At 37.3% G+C, this 22,365-nt stretch carries 22 protein-coding genes; 10 read left to right on the top strand and 12 right to left on the bottom strand.

Going from position 1 to position 22,365, the window contains the following annotated elements; genetic code table 11:
- Window positions 1-6: 6 nt before the first annotated feature.
- The 3 genes from QOS06_RS06475 to QOS06_RS06465 form a co-directional block, all read right to left on the bottom strand.
- A complete protein-coding gene (locus tag QOS06_RS06475; protein WP_003669892.1) occupies window positions 7-1,683 on the bottom strand; it encodes a propanediol/glycerol family dehydratase large subunit in 1,677 nt (558 codons plus the stop codon).
- A 24-nt stretch (window positions 1,684-1,707) separates the two neighbouring features.
- Window positions 1,708-2,424, bottom strand: a complete 717-nt coding sequence (gene pduB, locus QOS06_RS06470; RefSeq protein WP_003669200.1) for a propanediol utilization microcompartment protein PduB — start codon at window positions 2,422-2,424, stop codon at window positions 1,708-1,710.
- Window positions 2,425-2,521: 97 nt separating this feature from the next.
- Window positions 2,522-2,800, bottom strand: a complete 279-nt coding sequence (locus tag QOS06_RS06465) for a BMC domain-containing protein (RefSeq protein ID WP_003669890.1) — start codon at window positions 2,798-2,800, stop codon at window positions 2,522-2,524.
- Window positions 2,801-3,055: 255 nt separating this feature from the next.
- Here QOS06_RS06465 and QOS06_RS06460 point away from each other — a divergent pair, with 255 nt between their 5' ends.
- Complete coding sequence (locus tag QOS06_RS06460) at window positions 3,056-4,150, top strand: helix-turn-helix domain-containing protein (RefSeq protein ID WP_003669888.1); 1,095 nt, start codon at window positions 3,056-3,058, stop codon at window positions 4,148-4,150.
- 80 nt (window positions 4,151-4,230) lie between these two features.
- On the opposite strand, the gene eutJ is transcribed toward QOS06_RS06460, so the two are convergent.
- The 3 genes from eutJ to QOS06_RS06445 form a co-directional block, all read right to left on the bottom strand.
- Window positions 4,231-5,064, bottom strand: coding sequence for an ethanolamine utilization protein EutJ (gene eutJ, locus QOS06_RS06455; RefSeq protein WP_003669887.1), 834 nt, complete (start codon window positions 5,062-5,064; stop codon window positions 4,231-4,233).
- 72 nt (window positions 5,065-5,136) lie between these two features.
- Complete coding sequence (locus QOS06_RS06450; protein ID WP_003669884.1) at window positions 5,137-5,844, bottom strand: MIP/aquaporin family protein; 708 nt, start codon at window positions 5,842-5,844, stop codon at window positions 5,137-5,139.
- A 156-nt stretch (window positions 5,845-6,000) separates the two neighbouring features.
- On the bottom strand, window positions 6,001-6,957 hold the full coding sequence (locus QOS06_RS06445; RefSeq protein WP_324294761.1) for a hypothetical protein: 957 nt from the start codon (window positions 6,955-6,957) through the stop codon (window positions 6,001-6,003).
- 59 nt (window positions 6,958-7,016) lie between these two features.
- Here QOS06_RS06445 and QOS06_RS06440 point away from each other — a divergent pair, with 59 nt between their 5' ends.
- Window positions 7,017-7,856 (top strand): sugar phosphate isomerase/epimerase family protein, encoded by an 840-nt coding sequence (locus tag QOS06_RS06440; protein ID WP_229398517.1) that lies wholly within the window; start codon window positions 7,017-7,019, stop codon window positions 7,854-7,856.
- Window positions 7,857-7,858: 2 nt separating this feature from the next.
- On the top strand, window positions 7,859-8,971 hold the full coding sequence (locus QOS06_RS06435) for an AI-2E family transporter (RefSeq protein WP_283595674.1): 1,113 nt from the start codon (window positions 7,859-7,861) through the stop codon (window positions 8,969-8,971).
- Window positions 8,972-8,999: 28 nt separating this feature from the next.
- Here QOS06_RS06435 and QOS06_RS06430 read toward each other — a convergent pair whose 3' ends face one another.
- The 5 genes from QOS06_RS06430 to QOS06_RS06410 all read right to left on the bottom strand — a co-directional run bounded on the left by QOS06_RS06430 (window position 9,000) and on the right by QOS06_RS06410 (window position 12,218).
- Complete coding sequence (locus QOS06_RS06430; protein ID WP_283595672.1) at window positions 9,000-9,725, bottom strand: B3/B4 domain-containing protein; 726 nt, start codon at window positions 9,723-9,725, stop codon at window positions 9,000-9,002.
- Between the two features lie 23 nt (window positions 9,726-9,748).
- Window positions 9,749-10,201: a MarR family winged helix-turn-helix transcriptional regulator gene (locus QOS06_RS06425; RefSeq protein WP_003664931.1), complete on the bottom strand. Its 453-nt coding sequence runs from the start codon at window positions 10,199-10,201 to the stop codon at window positions 9,749-9,751.
- A 67-nt stretch (window positions 10,202-10,268) separates the two neighbouring features.
- Window positions 10,269-10,850: a DUF1836 domain-containing protein gene (locus QOS06_RS06420; RefSeq protein WP_003669875.1), complete on the bottom strand. Its 582-nt coding sequence runs from the start codon at window positions 10,848-10,850 to the stop codon at window positions 10,269-10,271.
- Entirely contained in the window at window positions 10,813-11,337 is a 525-nt protein-coding gene (locus QOS06_RS06415; RefSeq protein WP_003669873.1) for an NAD(P)H-binding protein, read from the bottom strand. Before QOS06_RS06415 ends, QOS06_RS06420 begins: the two co-directional genes overlap by 38 nt.
- 17 nt (window positions 11,338-11,354) lie before the next feature.
- A complete protein-coding gene (locus tag QOS06_RS06410) occupies window positions 11,355-12,218 on the bottom strand; it encodes a P-loop NTPase family protein (protein WP_283595671.1) in 864 nt (287 codons plus the stop codon).
- Window positions 12,219-12,375: 157 nt separating this feature from the next.
- Between QOS06_RS06410 and QOS06_RS06405 the strand changes: the two genes are divergently transcribed.
- On the top strand, window positions 12,376-13,719 hold the full coding sequence (locus tag QOS06_RS06405; protein WP_283595683.1) for a hemolysin family protein: 1,344 nt from the start codon (window positions 12,376-12,378) through the stop codon (window positions 13,717-13,719).
- 111 nt (window positions 13,720-13,830) lie between these two features.
- Window positions 13,831-14,298, top strand: a complete 468-nt coding sequence (gene nrdI, locus QOS06_RS06400; protein WP_107690447.1) for a class Ib ribonucleoside-diphosphate reductase assembly flavoprotein NrdI — start codon at window positions 13,831-13,833, stop codon at window positions 14,296-14,298.
- A gap of 44 nt (window positions 14,299-14,342) precedes the next feature.
- Here nrdI and QOS06_RS06395 read toward each other — a convergent pair whose 3' ends face one another.
- Complete coding sequence (locus QOS06_RS06395; protein WP_283595669.1) at window positions 14,343-14,768, bottom strand: VOC family protein; 426 nt, start codon at window positions 14,766-14,768, stop codon at window positions 14,343-14,345.
- A gap of 166 nt (window positions 14,769-14,934) precedes the next feature.
- Here QOS06_RS06395 and QOS06_RS06390 point away from each other — a divergent pair, with 166 nt between their 5' ends.
- The 5 genes from QOS06_RS06390 to QOS06_RS06370 all read left to right on the top strand — a co-directional run bounded on the left by QOS06_RS06390 (window position 14,935) and on the right by QOS06_RS06370 (window position 21,920).
- Window positions 14,935-16,113, top strand: a complete 1,179-nt coding sequence (locus QOS06_RS06390) for a CynX/NimT family MFS transporter (protein WP_085650350.1) — start codon at window positions 14,935-14,937, stop codon at window positions 16,111-16,113.
- 291 nt (window positions 16,114-16,404) lie between these two features.
- Complete coding sequence (gene zwf / locus QOS06_RS06385; RefSeq protein WP_035159561.1) at window positions 16,405-17,886, top strand: glucose-6-phosphate dehydrogenase; 1,482 nt, start codon at window positions 16,405-16,407, stop codon at window positions 17,884-17,886.
- Window positions 17,887-18,029: 143 nt separating this feature from the next.
- Window positions 18,030-19,466, top strand: a complete 1,437-nt coding sequence (gene gnd / locus QOS06_RS06380) for an NADP-dependent phosphogluconate dehydrogenase (RefSeq protein ID WP_003669861.1) — start codon at window positions 18,030-18,032, stop codon at window positions 19,464-19,466.
- 109 nt (window positions 19,467-19,575) lie between these two features.
- Window positions 19,576-19,842 (top strand): hypothetical protein, encoded by a 267-nt coding sequence (locus tag QOS06_RS06375; RefSeq protein ID WP_099979823.1) that lies wholly within the window; start codon window positions 19,576-19,578, stop codon window positions 19,840-19,842.
- A gap of 125 nt (window positions 19,843-19,967) precedes the next feature.
- On the top strand, window positions 19,968-21,920 hold the full coding sequence (locus QOS06_RS06370) for a sugar MFS transporter (RefSeq protein ID WP_107690448.1): 1,953 nt from the start codon (window positions 19,968-19,970) through the stop codon (window positions 21,918-21,920).
- Window positions 21,921-22,365 lie beyond the last annotated feature (445 nt).

Below are 22,365 nucleotides of genomic sequence, written 5' to 3'. Positions count from 1 at the left end.
TCCTCTCTATAGTTCCAAGTGTTCTGGATCAAGTGCGAATGGAAGATCTTTGATTCGATCCCATTCTTCCTTGTCTTCATATAGACGGTATCCAGTACCTGGACCTTGGTAGTCATTCCCGTCATTTACGGCAGAAGTGATATTCCAATCCTTGTCAAAGATTGATGAAGTTTGAAGGTAATCACCGACAACCTTTTGCTTTTGAAGGTTCAATACAGCTTCAGCAACATCCTTAAATCCATGGTTATAAAGAGCCTTAATAATATCAACAGCAGTAATGCCACGATCCATCATATCTTGAGCAGCTTTCATATCTGCAACCATGTCACGTTTTGGCATGTCATCATGAGTGTTAGCATATGTAGCAGCTTCAACTTCTTCATCAGTAATCTTAGGTAGTCCAAGATCTTCAAATACAGCTTGTAATGCCTTAGCAGCCTTGTTACGAGCCTTAATAATTGTTTCTTCTTGAACTGGGTGAATACCATAGTATTGACCTAAGTCACGTTCCATAACATACATGTCATCGTAGTCCATTGCATCGGTGTTTGAACCAGCAAAGGTGTTATCGTAGTTAGGAGTTGATGAGTAACCAGAATTAATGTAATCAGTACCGGCAATAAATTGACCAATAAACCGTTCAGTACGCCGCATATCTGAGTGTGAGTATGCTTGGTCACAACCAGAAGCACATTCAATATCACACATCATACATAATAGGTTTTCACCAAGAACTTCACGGATACCGTTAGGAACAGCACCTGGAATTTCAATACAACTTACGGCACCGTTTTGAAGTCCTTGAACACCTGAAGCCTTGGTAAGTAAAATACAACGTGCTTCAAGATATAACATTGACTTACCTTCTGGGTAACCCATCAAAACTTCTGAACCAGCACCTGAAGTAAACCGCATCTTCAAACCACGCGATGCATAACATGATGCAAGGAATCCTTTAGACCATGGTGTATCATCACCATCAGTAAATACCCGGTCAGTACCATAAACTGAAATAGTTTCAGCATAAGCGGTAAAGCCACGCATTCCTAATTGCAATTCGGTTGCTTCTTCAACAGAACATTGTGTTAATACACCAGGACGACCTGTTTGAGCACCAATTAAGATTGAAATAGCATTAAATGGTGCATAACGGGCAACGGCAGTAGTAGTTTCTTGTTCTGGAAAACCACGAAGCGCAGCATCAGCAGCATCAGCAGCAATTTGAACTGGGTTATCAACCGTGTTGGTAACGTGACATTGGTTATCCGGCTTCCGACGCGGACGCATCTTCTTGATAGCCATAATCATTTCACCAAAGTCAAGCTTACTAATGATTTCTTCGGCTTTCGCTGGAGTTAGTGCAGAAGTAATTTCAATGATGGATTCACGTGAGACATTTGGATCAACCAACATCCGTGCAATTTTAGTTGAATCCATATTCATAACTTTTTCAACGTTATCAATATTAATTCCATACTTAGCAATGTAGAGGTCAATTAAGTCAAAGTCTTCCAGCTTCTTGCCATCCATTTCGACAATTTTACCGTTTTCAACCTTTACACTTGGCTTCGGGTCATTTGGACCCATCATTGCAACGAAACCTTCTTCAGGCCATTCCTTAACAAATGTATCTTGATGAATTGGCCGCTTTTCTAGTTCTTCAAAACGTTTTTGACGCTTCATAATAAAGTAGTCCTCCTTCCAGATCTACTTAATGTATGATGGGAAATCATTAACTGGTTCTTCACCAAACTGTGACAACAACTTTAATCCAACTTCTCGTCCAGCCATAACAGCTTGACGAACGGCACCTGAATCACCGGTAATGGTCAAGCATCCCTCATTAGAAAAGCTTGTTCCGTGACTAGGAGAAGTAAAGTTTAATGGTTCAACACCAGCAGTCTTTAGTGCTTTATCTCCCATAACAACACCAATACCTGAAGGACAACCACAAATTAATCCAAAGGCTTTCCCTTCAACTGCGCCTAATCCGAGGTGAGCTGCACCAGCTGCCCGTGCCGTGAATTGTAGTTCAAGGTGCCCGGCTTTGGCATTATAAACATCACCAAATGTTCGATGAAGATTATCAAGAGCAACACGAATTGCTTGACGTGCATCAGCTGGATCGTCACCACCAATGATGATTAAACATCCGTGACCACCGCCGCCTTTGGTATCACGTGGCCATTCAACATCAATACATTCCATATTAGTAGCCTTGATACCTTCATCCATTGCCATGATTTGCGGACCAGCACCAGTACGATCGCTCAAAATTCCTAGTGTCTTATATTGTTTTGTAACATGCAATTTATCTAGTAATTGTTGGTCAACACGTGGAATCACCATTCCGATAGTGTCACCAATTTCACTAGCACCGACAAATTCGGGAACTGTGCTAGTAGAATTTAGAAAGTCATTCATTTTTTTGCCTCCTGCTTATAAAAGCTCCTAATAATAAAGCTCTTATTACAGATATTTGTATCTTGCAGTCTGTATAAGGGCTTTAACCTTTAAAAACTTATTCTTTATTTGGTAAGAGCTTTTCAACTTCAGATTGAGGACGTGGAATTACGTAGTTAGAAACAACTTCCCCAATATTTTCAGCAGCCTGAACACCAGCGTCAACTGATGCTTTAACAGCACCAACATCACCACGAACCATAACAGTTACTAATCCGTGACCAATTTTTTCTTGACCGATCAATTTAACATTAGCTGCCTTAACCATTGCATCGGCAGCTTCAATTGATGCTACAAGTCCTTTAGTTTCAATTAAACCAAGTGCTTCTTGTCCCATAAAAATTGCCTCCTAAAGTATAAACACAATCAGCGATGAAAGAAATCGCTTACAATTTGGTACATGTTCATTCTATAACATGGCGTTTATAATATATTATCTTAAAAATCTGTATATTAGATAGAAAGACAAAAAAGCATAATTATCTGTTACTAAATTGACTAAATAGCGCTTCCTTTGTATAAATATGTGCTAGTATTGTAGGAGTATAGTTGATAATAACCTCTAAATAAGATAAGTTAGGTGGATTTTTTTATGTACGAATATTCATCAAAGTTTCTTAACGACATCCAAAGAGTTACTAAAACTTTTCAAGATCTCACTAAGAATAATATTGTTTTCACAAGTGTGACTGGCACTGTTGTAGATTGTAATACGCTTCTTTTTGATTCAAATGTATCCCTAGATCATTTAAGGAAACTAGGATTCAAAAACTACTTTCTTTTTCCACTGGCTGTTAATTGTTCTTTGAGCGGATTTTTTATTCTTGATGCCTCACATATTGATGTTGACTTTATTAAATTGTGTGGAAAATATATCGAAACATCACTCAAAGAAATCATTAGTGATAAATCCAATCAAATTATTATCTTAGATCCAATTGAGGCTTCCAAAGCTTCCTCACTGGCTCAATCCCTTAACAGCATTTTAAGTATTTCTGAGGCTCCAACTGGTGCTGGCGTCTATCCGCTTCCTTCGAATTTCACAGTCAATGGTAATAATGCAGGGGATTCGTCACCATCTGATATTGAAAAAAATATCATGATGGCATTAAAATATATCAACTCTAATCTTGAAAAATCATTAACCCTTGAAAACGTTTCTCAAAAAATATACTTATCTCCTTCATACTTAAGCCGAATCTTTAAGAACTACTTTAATGACAACTTCATCAATTACATCAATTTGCAAAAAATTGCTCTTGCACAAGAAAAGCTTATTTTTACAAATACGCCAATAAACAAATTAGCTCATTCGGTCGGGTTCTCACAAACAAGTTACTTTACCAAGATTTTTAAACAGAAAGTCGGGATGACGCCTTCAAAATATCGTAAATATAATTCTGCAATTAAGAAAATTTATACCATTCCGCGAAATCTCGAATGGCGATCTAATAAATCCGTTTATGAAATCTCAAAAGACTTTTTTAATAAGAACGAAATCTCATTTAAGGCACGTGATTTAAATGGATATCCTTATATCTATTCAATCAATGATTTAAGCGATGTCCGTAATAAAGCTGGTTGGGTTTATACAGTAGATTGCTCACAACCAATTATCCCCGCAAGCGAAATAAACGTTTTTGACCGTTCAGTAATACAATGGATTTATACTGAAAAAATCATTTAAAGGCAACAAAAGCTCTCTCATATCGGCCCGAAAGTCGACTTGAGAGAGCTTTTTACGTGTATTTCACTTTGCTTATTATTTTAATCATCAAACATTGCAATACCCAATGGCGTTACAAATTGTGGATAAAGCGGCTTATAAACTTTACGTTTTAAAGTCTTACTAAATGTGGTTGTAAATTCCGTAAAATTAGTGGCACCACCCACAACGATTACTGGGTCGATAACTTCTGCACCCATGTTTTGAACAATTGCTGCCATCTTTTCAACAACTGGTTTAATAACGGCATACACTTCGGGTTCTTTATCTTTGTCACGCTTTAGTTGTTCTGCTTCGTCATTCTTAATCTTATAGCGTCCGCCCAAGACAAGCGTCATGTGAAAACCGCCCGTTGCTTCATCAATAACATGAATGAGCTTATTATTCTTAAAAACACTAATTCCAGTGGTTCCACCACCAATATCAACGACCGTACCATTAACTAATCGTAGAAACTTGGCTGCCGCTGTTGGTTCATCTTCAATGCCTGTACAGATCATCCCTGTTTCTTCAATAACATTGGCAACCACCTTAGCACTTTTTTCACCAGTCTTCGGAGGAATTGCACCACAGGCTGTCTTAAGTTCACATCCCAGCACTTTCTCAGCCTTTTCCTTTAGGCGCCTTAAAATATTAACTGATTCCATAAAGTTAACTACGATCCCGTCTTGAACCGCATGGTCATATTCATATGCTCCATACACAATTCTATTTTTAGAATCAAGGACCGTTAAAACAATTGAAGAAGTTCCTAAGTCTACTCCTGTCTTCAGCTTTTCTTCAGGCTTAACTTTGCGCATGGGCTTATCACCATTAACAATCGTTGCAAATTTTTTTAATTGTTCATTACTATTCTTTAATATTTCTTTTTCCATTAACTTTCTCCTACGGGCTACCGCATTTAAACTAAATAAAGAGGCTGCTTAGCCTCCTCTTTTCTATCATCATTAAACAAGCGCTGTTTGTAAAGCACATGCAAGAAGGCCCCCAACAATTGGACCACACATTGGAACCCAAGCATACCACCATTCTGCAGCTCCTTTATTTGGAACCGGCAAAATAGTATATGCCAAACGTGGTGACCAATCACGAGCCGGGTTTAAGGCAAAACCTGTTGTCGTACCAAGACATGTACCAACAACAGCAATAACCATTCCTACGATAAATGGCTTCAATCCCTGTGTAAAGTTACCAAGATTTAATAAGATGAAAATAAATGCAAAGGTCGCAATCACTTCTGAGAAAAAGTTAAAAATTGGACTATTTATCGCTGGACGAGTAGCAAAAATACCAACATTATTTCCTTCCTCTTCATTTGGGGTTGCTTTAAATTGTGGATAGAATTGAATAATTACTAATACTGCACCAACAAACGCACCAAGAAATTGACCAAGTAAGTAAGGTATAACGTTACTCCATGGGAATAAGCCAAAAATAGCAAAAGGAATTGTTACAGCGGGATTTAAGTGTCCTAATGAACCCAGAAATCCTGCAACATAAACTCCCGTTGTAACTGCTAAGCCCCATGAAATACAGATAAACCACCAACCACTTTGTTTCCCATATGTTTTATTCAAACTATTACCAGCACAACATCCTGCTCCTAATAGGATTAAAACCATGGTGCCAAAAAATTCGCCAATAAATCCATGCATGTCTAAACACCAACCTTTTTATATTATTCCCAAATTGTATGCGCTTTCTATACATATAATGCTAACACATTAATTATGCATTTTATTGTCTTTATTGTATTAACTGTTCAATAACGGCAATATTTTACAAATTAATACACAAAAAAATCATGTTCCTTACCAGAAATTATTAGCTTTTCTTAAAATAAAACCTAGTCCTATGAAAATAATCACCAAGAAAATCCCACAGTAAATATATCTTTGCGGATGTCCTTTTACGTGTCCGTACCGATAATCATTATTATAACGTTGCATGGCTCCTATTATTAATCCACTGATTCCATTTATTGTTGGACTAAGCGCAAAGGATGCCGACACTTCGCTTATTTCATTATTAATAAAGCTAAAAATAATAAAAAGGACTCCACTCATCACCGTTGAAATTATCGTTGCAAGATTAATTCCAACTAACAGTTCATAGATAATACTGTTATTAGCTGGAACCTTAACAAGTATTCTTGGCATCTCTTGCCAACTTCTTGCAATAAAGAAGATGAGTAAAAAGCAATCACCAATAATAAACGGTAAAGTCCAACCATTATATAATCCTAAACTTGGCGGAGTTACAATCCCTGCAACGCATAGAACTACTATTGGCCAATACATCGAAGCAAATTTTCGACGTGATTGCGGTCGTTCCAGGAGAGCAAAAAATTGTCCCAAAAGAGCTTGTAAGAAATTTAAAACGATAAATATCATGACCCATATATTTAAGTAGCTAGGAATTAATACTACTTTAGGCTGTCCCCAGGCCAATACAATCGAAATAATTAAAACAATAGCTAACAACAAAGCCCTTGGTGCATAAGGGGACAGATTTCGATATTTTTCTGCTCGTTGATAAATTAATATCAGGTTATACATATTCATCACTAAAATGACAGCTGAAACCAGTAAAACAGAGTCCTGCAACTGATTTGGGGATGGGGGTTCTCCACCTAAAATAATATATGCTGACATTGTACAAAGCCATCCCACTGTCCACATCAATGGAATAGTTGGTGTCAAGGTTAATGGCTGACGCGGCAACCATTGTTCCATGTGAAACACCTCCTCAATATGGTATCTTACCATAAGAAATTGCTCAAAATCTGGTAAGATAAATAGTAGTTAGTTTTAGGAGGTAAATTTTTATGTTTTTACCACAATTAGGATTAAAAGGAAGCAGTCAACTAGACCAAATTAATGATCGCCTACAATATAATCCTATTGCTTATGAATTTTATACTGATGCTAATGATTTTACTGATGAGGGTTATCATCGTCTCTATGATGCAATTCAATACGTTAAAGATGCTGGAATTAAAAATATTATTCTACATCACCCAATGAAGTTTCAGGATCATCATTCAGAAGTAGTGGCCCCTGAAAAGCAGTACCCCGACCTATATCGCTTTATCGAATTTACAACTGAAAAGCTCCTTTATTTAGCCGATGACCTTGATGTTCAAGTTTTGGTTCATGGTGGTTATGCCGGTCCTGAATCACGTTACTTTGTTTCCCTCTACCCTAATGTAGAAGATGCCCGAAATGCTGTTTATCAGCGATTGGATCGTTTTGCAGACGCTGGTGGAGAGCATATCATGTTTGAAAACTCAATTGCGCCAGTTTTGGCTTATGGCGATCCCCTTCAAGAAGATGAAATTCTTGCACATGATTATCGACTTGCCTTTGATACATCCCATTGTTTTATTGAACTTCATGGGAATAATCAGAAATTGGCCGTATCCCTAGCGCATTTAAAAGATCGTACCGTTCATTACCACCTAGTTGATTCAATGGGCGAAACTCATGATAGTCTTACTCTCGGCACCGGTAAAATTGACTGGACTAACGTTTTGCCTCACTTAAATCCAGCTGCTACTAGTATTTATGAAATTAACTTACACGATCAAAATAATTGTCGTGAACAAATTGACAGTCATAATTATTTAGTTAAACTTTACCAAAAGCTTAATAATAGAGGAGTTTAATCGTGAAGCAATATATTAATCGCCGTCATATTTCTTTAGTATTAGCCCTATTTATCCTCTACTTAGCAATCACTTACTGGGAAGTTGTTGCTAAATTTATCCAAACAATTTTTTCGGCAACCATGCCTCTTTTAATAGGAGGAATAGTCGCCTATATCGTTAACCTATTATTAAGACAGTATGAATACCTTTACTCGCATTTATTTAAGAAACCAAGTTCGCAAAAATTCAAGCGGCCAGTTGGAATAATAATGTCCTACTTAACAATCCTCCTAATAATCACCATCGTCTTTGCTCTGGTAATTCCCGAACTTATTACGTGTGTAAAACTACTTATTGCAAATCATAGTCACATTATCAACCATTTTATTGATTACTTTGAACATAGCAGTGATTTTAAGGGCTTCATCAATAGCTTTGATACCAGTAAAATTCAATGGGATAAAATTGGTAAATACCTTACATCTGGTGTTGGTGGAACTTTCCGGACGGTTATTTCAACAGCCTCGTCTGTATTTTCAGTTGCCACAACCGCAATTATTGCGTTTTTCTTTTCAATCTACCTCTTGATTTATAAAGAGATGTTGCAACGTCAATTTACTAAATTACTTTCAACATACTTTAGCCGATACCAGACACAAATAATTAAAGTTCTGAAAGTTTTTGATGAAAGTTACAGTAACTATATTGTTGGGCAATGTAAAGATGCCGCTATTCTTGGAATCTCGTGTTTTATTGGGATGACGATCTTACGAATGCCATATGCTTCAATGATCGGAGTTGTAACTGCATTTGGTGCATTAATTCCAATCATTGGAGCAATCCTTGGAGCGAGTGTCGGAGTAATTATCATTTTCGCCGTTTCTCCACTTCAAGCCGGTATTTTCTTGATCTTTATTATTCTCCTTCAACAGTTAGATAACCGCATTACCTATCCACTAGTTGTTGGAAGATCAATTGGTCTCCCAAGTGTATGGGTATTTGCTGCAGTTATTATTGGTGGAGGAATTTCCGGAATTCTTGGAATGATGTTCACTGTTCCTTTATTTGCAGCCCTTTATAAATTGTTAAGTGCTGATGCAAGAAACAGAATAATAATTCAAAAAAATGAGTGAAAAACCGTAGCATTTTTCACTCATTTTTTTATAAGTTATCTGGAACATCAGCAACAGGTTGGTCCTTAGTTAGTCGATAAACTTGCGATGTATTTACACCAAAGTACTGGTTAATTAACTTACTCAATTCTTCCATCGCTTCATTAGCGCGTTCAATTTGTTCTGGATTAATTGCTTCCATAACTGCAACTACATTTTGAGAATCCTCTGTCAACATTGTTCGTTGAGCTTCACGCCAATTTAGACAACGACAAACAGCACCTTCATCGTCATAATAAATAACTTCCTCCGCCAAAGCAGGTTCATCTTCTTCAGCACCGACTGGCCGAAATGCTTCGCCACCTTTTGCAACACCAAGATGAAGGTTGCCAGCAATCTTATTTCGATCTTCAATGCCCACTGGAACACCGTAGCTCAAAGAAATACTATTGTAGACATCCACAAGAGGTTCAATTGGTTCAAATTTCCGTCCTTGATTGGCACGCTTCAATAAGGCCTCAATTGATGAGCGCGCACCTTTCTTTTTCTTAAATTGTTGAAATGCTTGACGCCATTGATCAACAACTGGATTCAAACGAAAAGTCTCATTGGTTAGAAACTTATCAGCCTCATGAGTAGCATTTGCTAATAGCTTCTTTCGTTCATCATAGTTGTCATCAGTATCATGGTTATCAATGCCATTTGCAAACAAGATATTTACCTGTGCATCTGGAAAAAGTTCCCAAAAACTTGGATCAATCGTCACTTGCTTCATAAAAATAATCTCCTCTTTATAAATTAATATTGACGTTTGCCCCCATGCTTTACGGTATCCCAATCGCCATCAATATTTTGGCGGATACGAACTAGATAGTCATGAACCTGCTGAGCCTCTTTTTCCGAGAAGCCTTTCAATGCCTCACTATTTGAAAATTGGTTTTCACGAATAATAAAAGGATAAATCTCTTTTCCTTTTTGAGTAACATAAAGTCGTTTAATTTTCTTATTCGTTGGATCACTTTTTCTTTCAATAAAGCCATTTTTTTCAAGCTTTTTTACAGCACGGGCAATCGTTGTTCGGTCTACTTTTATCAAGTTTGATAATTGTTCTGAAATAATTCCTGGATGCTCATAAATACGAACAACATACAGGTATTGACCACGTGCTAAGTCGATTTGCTTGAACTCAATATTGGCAATCGAATCGAGTGCTCGATCAATCATCCCTATTTCACGTAAAATATCAATCATTGATAAAAATTCTCCTTAACTACAATATTAAGTTATTTTTGTTGTAATTGCAACAAAATAATCAGCTTTAATTATTTTCCAACGGCGCAGGCTGAGCGACTTTTTGCATGGCTGTTAATAATTGAGCTGCATCCATTCGCGATAAAACTGATTTCAGTGCTAATGTCATTAAGCGATCATTTTGTGTATTAATCACATTATTACTTGGAATTTCTTCTCCAGCTAAAAGTGCATTCAAAATTTCAACAAAGCGGTCATAGGCAGCTTGCGGGTAAGAATTCATAGTAACCTGAGCAATTCCTGCACGAATATCATCCAGTGAAAAATTCGATTTTAACAATCCAATAAGCAAAAGATCTACTAATTGGTTAACGGCATACTTTTTCTTAATCGGTGCTTGAATAACTTTCTTTTTCACATAATTATTTACCATTGATTTTGTAAGTGGCTCAATTCCTAAATGATTTAATTGTTCATTTACAATCGCCACCACCTGGTCAACATATAAACCTAGTGTAGGTAATTCTTTCCATCGTGGAAACCGCACCCGTGCTAAATTATTTTGCCATCGTTGATATTCTTCTAATTTATCCATATCACAACCTGCTTTCTTATGGTGCAATTCCAATCGATTGATTCCGAAAATCATCGGTAGTAACTGCCTGTTCAATTATCTGTGCTACTTGTCCTAATCCAATCTCTTTACCTTCTAAAGGATTGCCTTCACTAACAACCTTAAGTGAAGTTTCTTCATTAGTAATTGGCAAAGCTCTAATAATAGTATAGGGCAACTCAAATTCATCAATCATTTTAACCGCATATTGATGAGCAAGGACAGTCTGAGTTGCCTGTTGCCCATACCATTCCTGTAGTTGCTGATTTGTCGCATCATCTGCTGTTCCTGCAATCGAAAGCATTACTATTTTTGACGGTAAAAACAGTGAGTGATCAATCAATTCGGCTAACTCTTGGACTTCATCATCTACATACTCATTAACAGTGGGAAGCCAACATAATATATCCCCACGCTGAATTTCAAATTTAAAACTAGTAAGAGCAACTGCTTCTGGAACCCTTTTGATAATAGTTGGTACTAAATCGTCATGCCGGTGACTAATAAAAACTATCCGACCCATCACAACCTCCAAATCTATTAGTAAGCCATCAATTCATCTTCAATCGTTGCATCTTCAATTCTGACATCAGTAATGGTGCTTTGCTCTAGTAATGGCAGTAATGTTTGAATATTTCCAGTGAAAAGGAAACGGGTCTCATTACCTGCTTCTTCCAACATGTGTGCCCCTAACTTTACTGCATTGTCGATTGGGAAACCAGTTCCTATTACTGTCACAGTACAATCTACTCCATCATTCATCGACAAATCACGTGCAGAAGTCAAATGACTGCCATTAAAGTAATAAAGAGTATGAGCAAACCACATCAATGTTGAAATATTTTTGCTTGTGAAAAGCACTAAGGCATCGACCTTTTGAGCATAGTCTTTAACAAGGTGACCAATCATTTGCCGTTTATTTTCCTCTAAGCCATCAAAGGCATCACTCAAAATTACGATTGGACATTGCCAAGCAAGGAGAAGTGCTATCCGCAGTTCTAGTTGTTGTGCCTCGTTTAATGAAGCAATCATTTGATCAGGTTCAAATTTCAATGATTTAAGCATTTGGAGTGCTTGTTTTGGCTTCAAAGCATTTTTACGATGACGTAATGCGTGGTCAACAGCTTTCGCCACTGTCTTTCCTTTTAAAACCACATCATCAATTCGGCCGATTTCATTTTTGCTTTGGCGCTTATATTTTTTGAATGGAACCCCGTTAATTGTTACATCCCCATTTAAGATTTTTCCACGAACAGATAATAAATCTTCTAATGCAGTTGCTGCGCCTGTATCGTTACTGCAAATTCCGACTACTTGTGGTGACTTTAGTTCTAATGAAACGTTATCTAATTGATCTCCTGATTTAGCATCATAGACTAAATCATTAATTGTAATACTGCTCACTATATAACCTCTTTTCTTAAGCTATCTACCTTTACTAATCTTATCATTTTTTAGGTAATGAACGAAATAAACATGTCTTTATTTTTAATATGCTTTAATTTATAACGACTTATTTGAATGGTAAAATAATATACATAAATTGTACTTATCAATCGAAATGAGGAATGTTATTTTGAATGAGGGCCAACTATTCACTAATTTTGTAATTATAATCATTACATTTATCTTTGCGGCATTTTTTGTGGCAGCCGAATTTGCTTTAGTGCAAGCACGGGTAACAGCCCTAGAAGAAATGCAAGCAAAGCGCGATAAACCATCTACCAAAATAAACCGCGCAATCAAAATGGTCACCAATCTAACAGAATACCTTTCGACCACTCAAGTAGGAGTTTCAATTTGTGGAATTATTCTCGGTTGGGTCGGTGAAGGAACGATTGAAGCACTCTTAGCTGATGCACTTTCGTTACCAAGCTGGTCACTAAACAATAGTGTCATCCATGTTGTAAGTGCCATTGTGGGAGTTCTTCTTCTAACATATTTCGAAGTAGTTTTAACAGAGATTGTACCCAAAAACATCAGTATTGATATTCCAATTAAGACCCTGATGTTCGTTACCACCCCACTGCACTATTTTCACATTACTTTTTATCCTTTCGTTTGGTTGCTTAATAGTTCTGCCAACGGAATTGTTAAAATGTTAGGCATGAAGCCAGCTGACGAGAGCCAAGACGTCCTTTCGCAAAGTGAGATTATTAGCCTATCTCGAAACGCTGTTAAAGGCGGTGAACTTGAGCACAATGACTTGCTATATATGGAACGAGCCTTTGACTTTAACGATAAGGTTGCTAAAGATATTATGATCGATCGTACTCAATTAACAGTTATTGATATAAATAAAACCGTAAATGACGCGATTAAACTATATCTTAAGACGAAATATAGCCGCTTACCGGTAGTTGCTGATAAGGATAAGGATAAGATTTTAGGTTATGTTTTTAACTACGATCTAATTCGGCAAAAGCAAATCAACGGAGATGTATCTTTAGCAAAAGTTCTTCGCCATATGCCTACTACTCCTGAGACTACCTCAATTACCGAAGTCCTTAAGTTAATGATTAGTACTCGGGTACCCATAGTAGTCGTTGTTGATGAGTATGGGGGTACTAGCGGAATTATTACTGACAAGGACATTTATGAAGAACTATTTGGAACAGTAAGAGACGAGATCGACAAGGTTTCAGATAACATGATTTCTAAAATTGATGAAAATCAATACCGGATTGATGGAAAAACGACCATTTATGATTTTGAACGCTTCTTCCATGTTGAACTTAAAGATTCTGAAGATAGCGATGTAGTAACTTTATCAGGATATGTGTTAGATAATTATCATAATATTCATGAAGGAGAAACGATCAAACTAGCCAACCTTGAGTTAAAAATTCAAGATTATCGTCATTCATATATTGATAGTTTTATTGTTACCACTTTATCAAAGTAAAATTTTACATTTTGGCAGCAATAAGAAAATTATCCTTTTATTTAACACTTAATTCTACTAAAATAATTTTGTAATATTAAAGTAAATCTAAACTAGAAGGAAGAAATTCACATGGCACCAATGAATATTATTTATATCTCGCTTGAGGGAAATACCCGTTCCTTCTTAACGCGGATGCAGGGATATGCTAAACAACAGCACAGTATTAGTGAAGATTGTCCACTTATTGAATTAAAAGAAGTTAGCGATCAAACGCTTCCTGCCGATGAAACAGAACCCTTCTTTGCCTTCGTACCCACATATTTAAATGGTGGTAACGGAATCGATTCTGGTTTCACTGAAATTATGACAAATGCATTAGGTGAATATATTTCCTACAACGATAACGCTAAAAAATGTGTCGGCTTTGTAGGTAGTGGTAATAAGAATTTTAACGAACAATATTGCTTAACTGCTCGTAAATACGCGCGAGACTTTGACGCACCATTTCTCGCAGACTATGAATTACGAGGCACTTCACAAGATATTGAGCGAATTTATACTATCTTAGCTAAACGGTGGAGCGAAGTTAACGCCTAACTTCTAAAATAAAAGCGACTTGGAAATCCAAGTCGCTTTTATTTTTAGCCTTGTTTATTAGCACTTATCAGCCATGTTATCCCATACTTATCTACAATCTGCCCCATTACATTATTTAGGATCCAATCACCAAATGGTACCGTCACACGTTGATTGTCTGATTTTGCTAAACGATTAAACAAATCACGTGCTTTATCTTCCTCTTCTTCAAAATCGAGTAAAATTGAAATTAGTGTAGACGTTTGGGGATTGCCCATCGTTGCATCTGCACAAATAATCTTTTGTCCAGCAATCATAAATTCACCACGCATTGTTGTCTGGTTCAATTGATCAACTGATAATCCAAGACTTTCCGCCTGCTCTTTTGTTAGAGACTCGTGATATGTAATCTGAGCGCCAAAGTCTTGTTCATAATAAGCCATTGCTTCCTTCGCATTCTCAAATGTTAGGTATGGGTATATAGCCGTCATAGTGTTCCTCCAAAAGTATTCATTGTTGATTATATATTTTGAATCGCTTTCCGTCAAACTAGCCTCCAATTGGATTAGCTACTTCTAACCGTATATTAATCATAACTAAGGCCCCATTATGATATAATTGTCTAGTCTATTATCAAGCTAATTTTAAGATGAAAGGATGGATTTTTTGAAAAAACTCAAAAAACATAGTCCGCTTCTAATCCTTGGATTATTCTTCCTTGGGATCTGTATGCGGATGCCGATTACAGCAATACCGTCTGTCATTAAAGATATTGCACAAACTTTTAATGTAGAAACTACTAGCTTAGGAATTTTAACCACTATTCCCCTCCTTTGTTTTGGATTATTATCATCAGTAGTTTCAGCACTCGCTCAAAAAATTGGTAATGAACTAACGATTGAATTAGCAATGATTTTAATGTTTATTGGTTCTTACCTACGAATTTTAAATTTCTCCTCGTTAATGATCGGAACAATATTAATCGGGGCTGCCATCACTTGTATTAACGTCTTATTACCTGCGATTATTTCTGACAAACTTCCTAATCAAATTGGAAGTGTGACCGGGATGTATAATGTCGCGATGACTTTATTTGCTGCAATTGGCGCTTACGCAATTACTCCAATCACCCATGCTACTAGTTGGCAAACCGCTGTTATCATTATTAGTATTGTTGCTTTAATTGCAGCAATTATCTGGGTACCAAACTTACGCTATAATCAACGTGCCACTAAAGAAAGCAGTTCTACTGAGCGTGGAACTAACATGTGGAAAAATGCAAATGCATGGTGGTTACTCTTATTCTTCGGGGGACAATGTTTCGTATTCTATAGTATCGTTGCCTGGTTACCTACAATTGCCATGGACGCTGGATTAAGCAGTGATAATGCAAGTTTAGTTGCTGGATTACTACAGCTATTATCAATGCCATTCGCCTTTGTAATCCCAGTGATTGCCACTAAGATGAAAAATCGGCAACCAATTATGCTATTTGCAGGAATCATTTCTTTAATTGGAACTGGAATGATGTTCTTCCCTGTAAATTCTCTTGTTTACTATATATTTGTTGCCCTATTTCTTGGTGCCGGTACAACTACTACTTTCGTTCTTGCAATGACCTTGTTCGGACTAAAGACTAAGAGTTCTGCCGATACCCGAAACCTTTCTGGAATGGTCCAATCAGTAGGATACTTAATTTCTGCATTAGGTCCTATCGTTGTTGGAAACCTTTATTCACAAACACATAATTGGTTTGCAAGTTTAATCGTGATTGCTATTGCAGCTATCTTCTTCACAGTCTGTGGTGTAATAGCAGAACGTAAACAATTTGTTTAAGATATCTTTCAAAGCTGCGGAATTTTTCCCAGCTTTTTTAGTTAGTTTTGTTTTCATAAGCTATAATTTTAACCGATTCCAAATTTCTTTTAAAAGTTTTTTGATCTAGACCATTAATTGATAAGCGCTCGCCAAAGACTAATCAACAAGCCATTTAGCGGTAGTGGTCCATTTTAACTTTCTAAGACATCTTCTCAGAAAACGTTTCCTTTGATAGTGCAGATTGTGCTTTAAGAGTATATAATTGTCACGGTATAAGAATTTTCTGAAATTTCAGAAGGAGTGAACATTTTGGCTACAGAAAATAAGGCTGTCATTACATTATTTGGTGCGACTGGTGACCTTGCAAAGCGTAAACTTTATACTGCTTTGTTCAAGTTATATCAAAAGGGTTACCTAGCTGACCATTTTGCATTACTAGGAACCTCCCGTCGTCCATTGACTGACGAAGAATTCCAACAAATCGTTCGTGAATCTATTAGCAATATTCCAGAAACTGAGGATGGCCAAGCAGAAGCATTCTCAAAACACTTTTTCTACAAGTCACATGATGTTACTAAACCAGAACATTACGAAATCCTTAAGCAACGCCTTGCCGAATTAGATGAACAATTTGGCGCTGAAGGCAACCGTCTCTTCTACATGTCAATGGCACCACAATTCTTCGGTACTATTGCATTGAACTTGAAGAAGCAAGGATTATTAACTGACAATGGCTTTAACCGTCTTGTTATTGAAAAGCCATTTGGTCGTGACTTTGAATCTGCTAAGAAGCTTAACGATGAATTATCACAAACATTTAGTGAAAATCAAATTTTCCGGATTGACCACTACCTTGGTAAGGAAATGGTTCAAAACATTCAAGCATTACGTTTTGGTAACACCATGATTGAATCACTCTGGAATAATCGTTACATTGATAACATCCAAGTAACTTTAAGTGAAAAGCTTGGTGTTGAAGAACGTGCCGGTTACTATGACCAATCTGGTGCATTACGTGATATGGTGCAAAACCACATCATGCAAATCGTTGCTCAATTAGCAATGGAACAACCAGTTGCATTTACTGATGCTGATGTTCGAGTTGAAAAGATTAAGGCTCTTCGTAGTCTTCGCCTCTACACACCATCAGAAGCAGCTGCTAACTTTGTCCGTGGACAATATGATGCTGGAGAAGGAACTAACGCTTACCGTCATGAAGATGGTGTTGATCCAGAATCTGGTACTGAAACCTTTGTTGCTGCTAAGTTAATGTTTGATAACTATCGTTGGTCTGGTGTACCATTCTACGTTCGGACTGGTAAGAAGTTAGCAGACAAGTTTACTCGTATTGATGTTGTCTTCAAGAAGCCATTAATCGATATCTTTGCTAACCCACGTTCTGAAAGTGACCAATCCCTTAACTCAAACGTATTAACTATTTTTGTTGAACCTAACTCAGGTTTTGCAATCCAATTAAATGCTAAGCGCGCAGGTCAAGGCTTCACAACAGAACCTGTTGATTTACGCTTCTTGCAAAGTGATTCTGATAAGAAGGAATCTCCAGAACCATATGAACGTCTTTTCCATGATGCACTTGAAGGTGACCACACAAACTTTGCCTCATGGGCTGAAATTGCTTATGCATGGAAGTTCGTCGATGTTATCCGTAAGCTTTGGGATATTGAAAAGCCTCAATTCCCTAACTACACTCCTGGTTCCATGGGTCCAGCAGCTTCTGACGAACTCTTGGCTCGTGATGGACGTAAGTGGGTTTATCGTTTAAATCATTAGTTAATAAAAGTAATTTATAGCATTCTTGCTGTAAATTATTTTTTTATAATAAAAATTGATATTTAGCGTTTGCACTATCTTTAATTTTTGTTATAATCGAGGTTGTGAATTATATTACATAAGTATTGAGGAGAGTGACTTTAATGTCTGATCAAAAAGCACAAATTGGTGTTGTTGGTTTAGCTGTTATGGGTAAGAACCTTGCACTAAACATCGAAAGTCGTGGCTTCACGGTTGGTGTATACAACCGTCACCGTAACCGTACTGACGATATGATGCGTGACCACAGCGATAAGAAGTTAGTACCTAGCTACACTGTTAAGGAATTCGTAGACTCACTAGAAAAGCCTCGTCGGATTCTTATGATGGTTAAGGCCGGTAAGCCAACTGATGCTCTTATCGACGAATTATTGCCATTACTTGACAAGGGTGATGTTTTAATCGATGGTGGTAACACTAACTTCCACGATACTATGGCTCGTAACGCTAAGTTAGACAAGTCTGGTATCAACTTCATCGGAATGGGTGTTTCCGGTGGTGAATTAGGTGCCCTTCACGGTCCTTCACTTATGCCAGGTGGTCAAAAAGAAGCTTATGACTTAGTTGCTCCAATCCTTACTAAGATTGCTGCTAAGGCTGAAGAAGATGGCAAGCCATGTGTTGCTTACATTGGACCAAATGGTGCTGGTCACTATGTTAAGATGGTTCACAACGGTATCGAATACGGTGATGAAGAATTAATCGACGAAAGTTACAACATCATGCGTAACGTATTAAAGATGCCTGTTGATGACATTGCTAAGACCTTTGCTGAATGGAACAAGGGTGAATTAAGCAGTTACCTTGTTGATATTACTGCTGATATCCTTACTCGTAAGGATGACCTTGGTGACGACAAGAACAAGCCTATTGTTGACATGATCCTTGACCGTGGTGCTAACAAGGGTACTGGTAAGTGGAGTTCAATGACTGCCCTTGATGGTGGTGCTCCTCAATCAGTTATTACAGAAGCTGTTTACGCTCGTTACATTTCAATGATGAAGGACGAACGTGTACAAGCAAGCAAGGAATTGCCTGTTGAAACTGAAGCTATTTCAATCGACGACAAGAAGGAAATGATTGAAAAGGTACGTCAAGCTCTTTACTTCGGTAAGCTTATGAGTTACGCACAAGGTTTCGAACAAATGCGGATCGACTCCGAACGTTACGACTGGAACCTTAAGTATGGTGAATTGGCTCAAATTTGGCGTGCAGGATGCATTATTCGTGCACAATTCTTACAAAACATTACTGATGCCTTCACTAAGAACCCAGACTTGAAGAACTTGCTTCTTGATGATTACTTCAAGGATATTGCTAAGAAGTACCAAAAGGCAACTCGTGACGTTGTTACTCTTGCTGTTAAGGCTGGTATTCCTGTTCCTTCACTTAGTGCTGCTATCAGTTACTACGACTCATACCGTTCAGAAGTGCTTCCTGCTAACTTGCTTCAAGCTCAACGTGATTACTTCGGTGCTCACACTTACGAACGTACTGACCGTCCTGGTAACTTCCACTACAGCTGGTACGAAGAACAATAATCAAATAAATTTTGATTTAACGACTGAGATCTATTCTCGGTCGTTTTTTATTTTAAATTTCTTAACAAGAAAATAGAAACGTGGTTTGATTAGCATAGAGGTGAGTATAATGAATAAAACATTTATGAGCGGCTATTACCAAGGTGTCATCGAAACAGCCCCTACTACTCTTTCGGCTGCTAAAACAGAACAGTTAGCAATTACGATGACAATCCTCCATTTACGTCATGCTGGAATAAACATTACATCAATCCATGATTTTCTTGTCAACGATCTTCATGCAAATGAACGCCTTGTAAATAAGTATATTAATTTAAATGCTGATGGGTTAGAAACTATTCAGGCCCAAGTTATAGCAATCGCTTTCAACCAATAATTATTTTGATATTACTTCCTTTTTCGTAAAACTTTACTAAAATTGCATTGACTTTTTCTATGAAAACGCTTACCATTATTCGTGTAAGATATTATTATATGTTGTTGTAGAAAAGGGGAGTTAACATGAATACAAAAATCGATACTGCAAAAAGTAAACAGCATGTTGCCCGTTCCCGTTTTGCCTATTCAATGGGAGCCTTCGGGCATGATGTCTTTTATGCTTTACTTTCAACGTATTTCATTATGTATGTTACTGGACACTTATTCAATTCTAGTAACAAAGCATTCAACAATCACATGGTTCTATGGGTTACATCAATTATCGCTGTATTACGAATTGTGGAGTTGTTAGTTGACCCATTAATTGGAAACGCAATTGATCGTACTAACACACGTTGGGGTAAATTTAAGCCGTGGGTTGTCGGTGGTGGAATCATTTCAGCAATTATTTTAGCCATCTTATTCACCCCAATGGGCGGTTTAAGTCTTTCTAATCCTTACCTATACCTATTGATCTTTGCTATTTTATATATCATTATGGATATCTTCTATTCATTTAATGATGTTGCCTTTTGGTCAATGATTCCTGCGCTATCATTTGATTCACATGAACGTGATAAAATAGCTACTTTTGCGCGGGTTGGTTCTACTGTTGGAGGAAATATTGTTGGTTTTGTTATTATGCCAATGGTTTTATTCTTCTCAGCAAATCAAAATGGCGGTACCGGTGATGATCGTGGTTGGTTTATTTTTGCTGCAATTGCCGCTGCTGTTGCTGCTATTACTGCTGTTGGTGTCGGGCTTGGTACTCATGAAGAAAAGTCATTGCTTCGTGAAAACAAAGAACAAACTAAACTAAAAGACGTTTATAAAATTCTTGTCAAAAATGACCAATTATTCGCTATAGCTCTCTCATATCTATTCTATACAACAGGAATCACATTAGTTAACAGTATGGAGCTTTACTACTTTACTTATATTTTAGGTGATTCAAAGGCTTTCTCTATTCTAGGTGGATTAAACACTGTTATTGGTGTTATTTCAGTTCTTACTTTCCCTCTCTTTACTGGTAAAATTAGTCGGCGTAAATTATTTTACGGGTCAGTTTCAGTACTTTTCCTTGGCTTATTAATCTTTGCATTTGCTGGTAAATCACTCATTTTAGTTTTAGTTGGTGCAGAATTATTCTTCATTCCACAACCATTAGTATTTTTAGTTGTTTTAATGACTATTACTGATTCTGTTGAATATGGTCAATTAAAATTAGGACACCGTGACGAATCACTTACATTATCAGTTCGTCCACTGCTAGATAAGTTCGCTGGTGCTGTTTCTGGATGGATTATTGGACCAACTACTATTATTGCTGGAATGACTGCTGGTGCCACTGCAGCAACAGTTACTGCTGCAGGTGCTGCTAAGTTTAAGCTAGTAATGTTCCTAGCCCCTGCTATCTTGATCCTCATTAGTGTATTTATCTTTGCAAAAAAGGTTAAACTTGATGAAAAGATGCACGCCAAGATCGTTGCTGAACTTGAAAAGACTTGGGGAGATCACCTTGAAGATGCTGACAGCGACAACCCTCAAACAGTATCTGTTTCTACCCCACAACCTGGCGTTACTGATATTACATCACCAGTTGCCGGTACACTTGTTAACTTAAAAGACGTTAACGATGAAAACTTTGCTTCTGGGAACATGGGTAAAGGATTCGCTATAAAACCATCTGATGGTAAAGTAATTGCTCCATTTAGCGGAACAGTACGAGCAACTTTCTCTACTCGTCACGCAATCGGGCTTGAATCTGACAATGGTATTATGTTACTGATCCACGTTGGTATTGATACTGTTAAGCTTCGTGGTACTGGATTCATTAGTTACTTTGATAAGGATCAACACTTTAACAAAGGTGACGAATTAATGGAATTCTGGGACCCGGCAATCAAGAAAGCTGGCCTTGATGATACTGTCATGGTAACAGTTACTAACAGTAAAGACTTCGATATTAAATTATTGAAAGATGCTGGTGAAAAGGTAACTACTATTGATATCGTCATGGAAGTTACTAAAAAGTAATTAAATATCTTCTCTGTTAAAAAAGAGGCTGGAAAAATAATCCAACCTCTTTACCATTTTAAAGTATAAACTGCCAGAACGCAGTAGCTGGCTGGATTCTGAACGTTGATAAATCAACGTCCAGAACACCTAGCCATCCTTGCGGGGGGTGGGACTAAACTCGCAAGCGAGTTTAGTCCCACTCCTTTTTAATCTACATATTTTATTCTAAATCTTGTTAATGTTACGGCATTAATCAATGTTACAGCAGTCATAATAATAACCACAGGCGTAAACGCTGAATAAAACCAGGAAATTCCAAAACCGGCAATTGTTGAAACATTGAACTACTCCCACTTATCTAAACCTACGGTTTAATGCTTGAAGTGGGAGATTCTGGAAACATCGCATACTTACCCTACCGATTCTGAACGAACCTTCAAGCAGAGGTTACGACTATTAGCCA

The sequence above is a fragment of the Limosilactobacillus sp. DJ3M12 genome, assembly GCF_947381695.1.
Classification (GTDB): domain Bacteria; phylum Bacillota; class Bacilli; order Lactobacillales; family Lactobacillaceae; genus Limosilactobacillus; species Limosilactobacillus kinnaridis.
This window is presented reverse-complemented; position numbering and strand designations above follow the sequence as displayed.

Excerpts from the sequence above, each read along its gene's own strand:
- QOS06_RS06395 (WP_283595669.1), bottom strand. The coding sequence starts at position 14,768 with ATGACGGCTATATACCCATACCTAACATTTGAGAATGCGAAGGAAGCA.
- nrdI (WP_107690447.1), top strand. The coding sequence starts at position 13,831 with ATGGCACCAATGAATATTATTTATATCTCGCTTGAGGGAAATACCCGT.
- QOS06_RS06405 (WP_283595683.1), top strand. The coding sequence starts at position 12,376 with ATGAGGAATGTTATTTTGAATGAGGGCCAACTATTCACTAATTTTGTA.
- QOS06_RS06420 (WP_003669875.1), bottom strand. The coding sequence starts at position 10,850 with ATGATTTTCGGAATCAATCGATTGGAATTGCACCATAAGAAAGCAGGT.
- QOS06_RS06460 (WP_003669888.1), top strand. The coding sequence starts at position 3,056 with ATGTACGAATATTCATCAAAGTTTCTTAACGACATCCAAAGAGTTACT.
- eutJ (WP_003669887.1), bottom strand. The coding sequence starts at position 5,064 with ATGGAAAAAGAAATATTAAAGAATAGTAATGAACAATTAAAAAAATTT.
- QOS06_RS06425 (WP_003664931.1), bottom strand. The coding sequence starts at position 10,201 with ATGATTGATATTTTACGTGAAATAGGGATGATTGATCGAGCACTCGAT.
- QOS06_RS06450 (WP_003669884.1), bottom strand. The coding sequence starts at position 5,844 with ATGCATGGATTTATTGGCGAATTTTTTGGCACCATGGTTTTAATCCTA.
- pduB (WP_003669200.1), bottom strand. The coding sequence starts at position 2,424 with ATGAATGACTTTCTAAATTCTACTAGCACAGTTCCCGAATTTGTCGGT.
- QOS06_RS06430 (WP_283595672.1), bottom strand. The coding sequence starts at position 9,725 with ATGAAGCAAGTGACGATTGATCCAAGTTTTTGGGAACTTTTTCCAGAT.
- QOS06_RS06375 (WP_099979823.1), top strand. The coding sequence starts at position 19,576 with ATGAATAAAACATTTATGAGCGGCTATTACCAAGGTGTCATCGAAACA.
- QOS06_RS06445 (WP_324294761.1), bottom strand. The coding sequence starts at position 6,957 with ATGGTAAGATACCATATTGAGGAGGTGTTTCACATGGAACAATGGTTG.
- QOS06_RS06475 (WP_003669892.1), bottom strand. The coding sequence starts at position 1,683 with ATGAAGCGTCAAAAACGTTTTGAAGAACTAGAAAAGCGGCCAATTCAT.
- gnd (WP_003669861.1), top strand. The coding sequence starts at position 18,030 with ATGTCTGATCAAAAAGCACAAATTGGTGTTGTTGGTTTAGCTGTTATG.
- QOS06_RS06415 (WP_003669873.1), bottom strand. The coding sequence starts at position 11,337 with ATGGGTCGGATAGTTTTTATTAGTCACCGGCATGACGATTTAGTACCA.
- QOS06_RS06465 (WP_003669890.1), bottom strand. The coding sequence starts at position 2,800 with ATGGGACAAGAAGCACTTGGTTTAATTGAAACTAAAGGACTTGTAGCA.
- QOS06_RS06370 (WP_107690448.1), top strand. The coding sequence starts at position 19,968 with ATGAATACAAAAATCGATACTGCAAAAAGTAAACAGCATGTTGCCCGT.
- QOS06_RS06390 (WP_085650350.1), top strand. The coding sequence starts at position 14,935 with ATGGATTTTTTGAAAAAACTCAAAAAACATAGTCCGCTTCTAATCCTT.
- QOS06_RS06440 (WP_229398517.1), top strand. The coding sequence starts at position 7,017 with ATGTTTTTACCACAATTAGGATTAAAAGGAAGCAGTCAACTAGACCAA.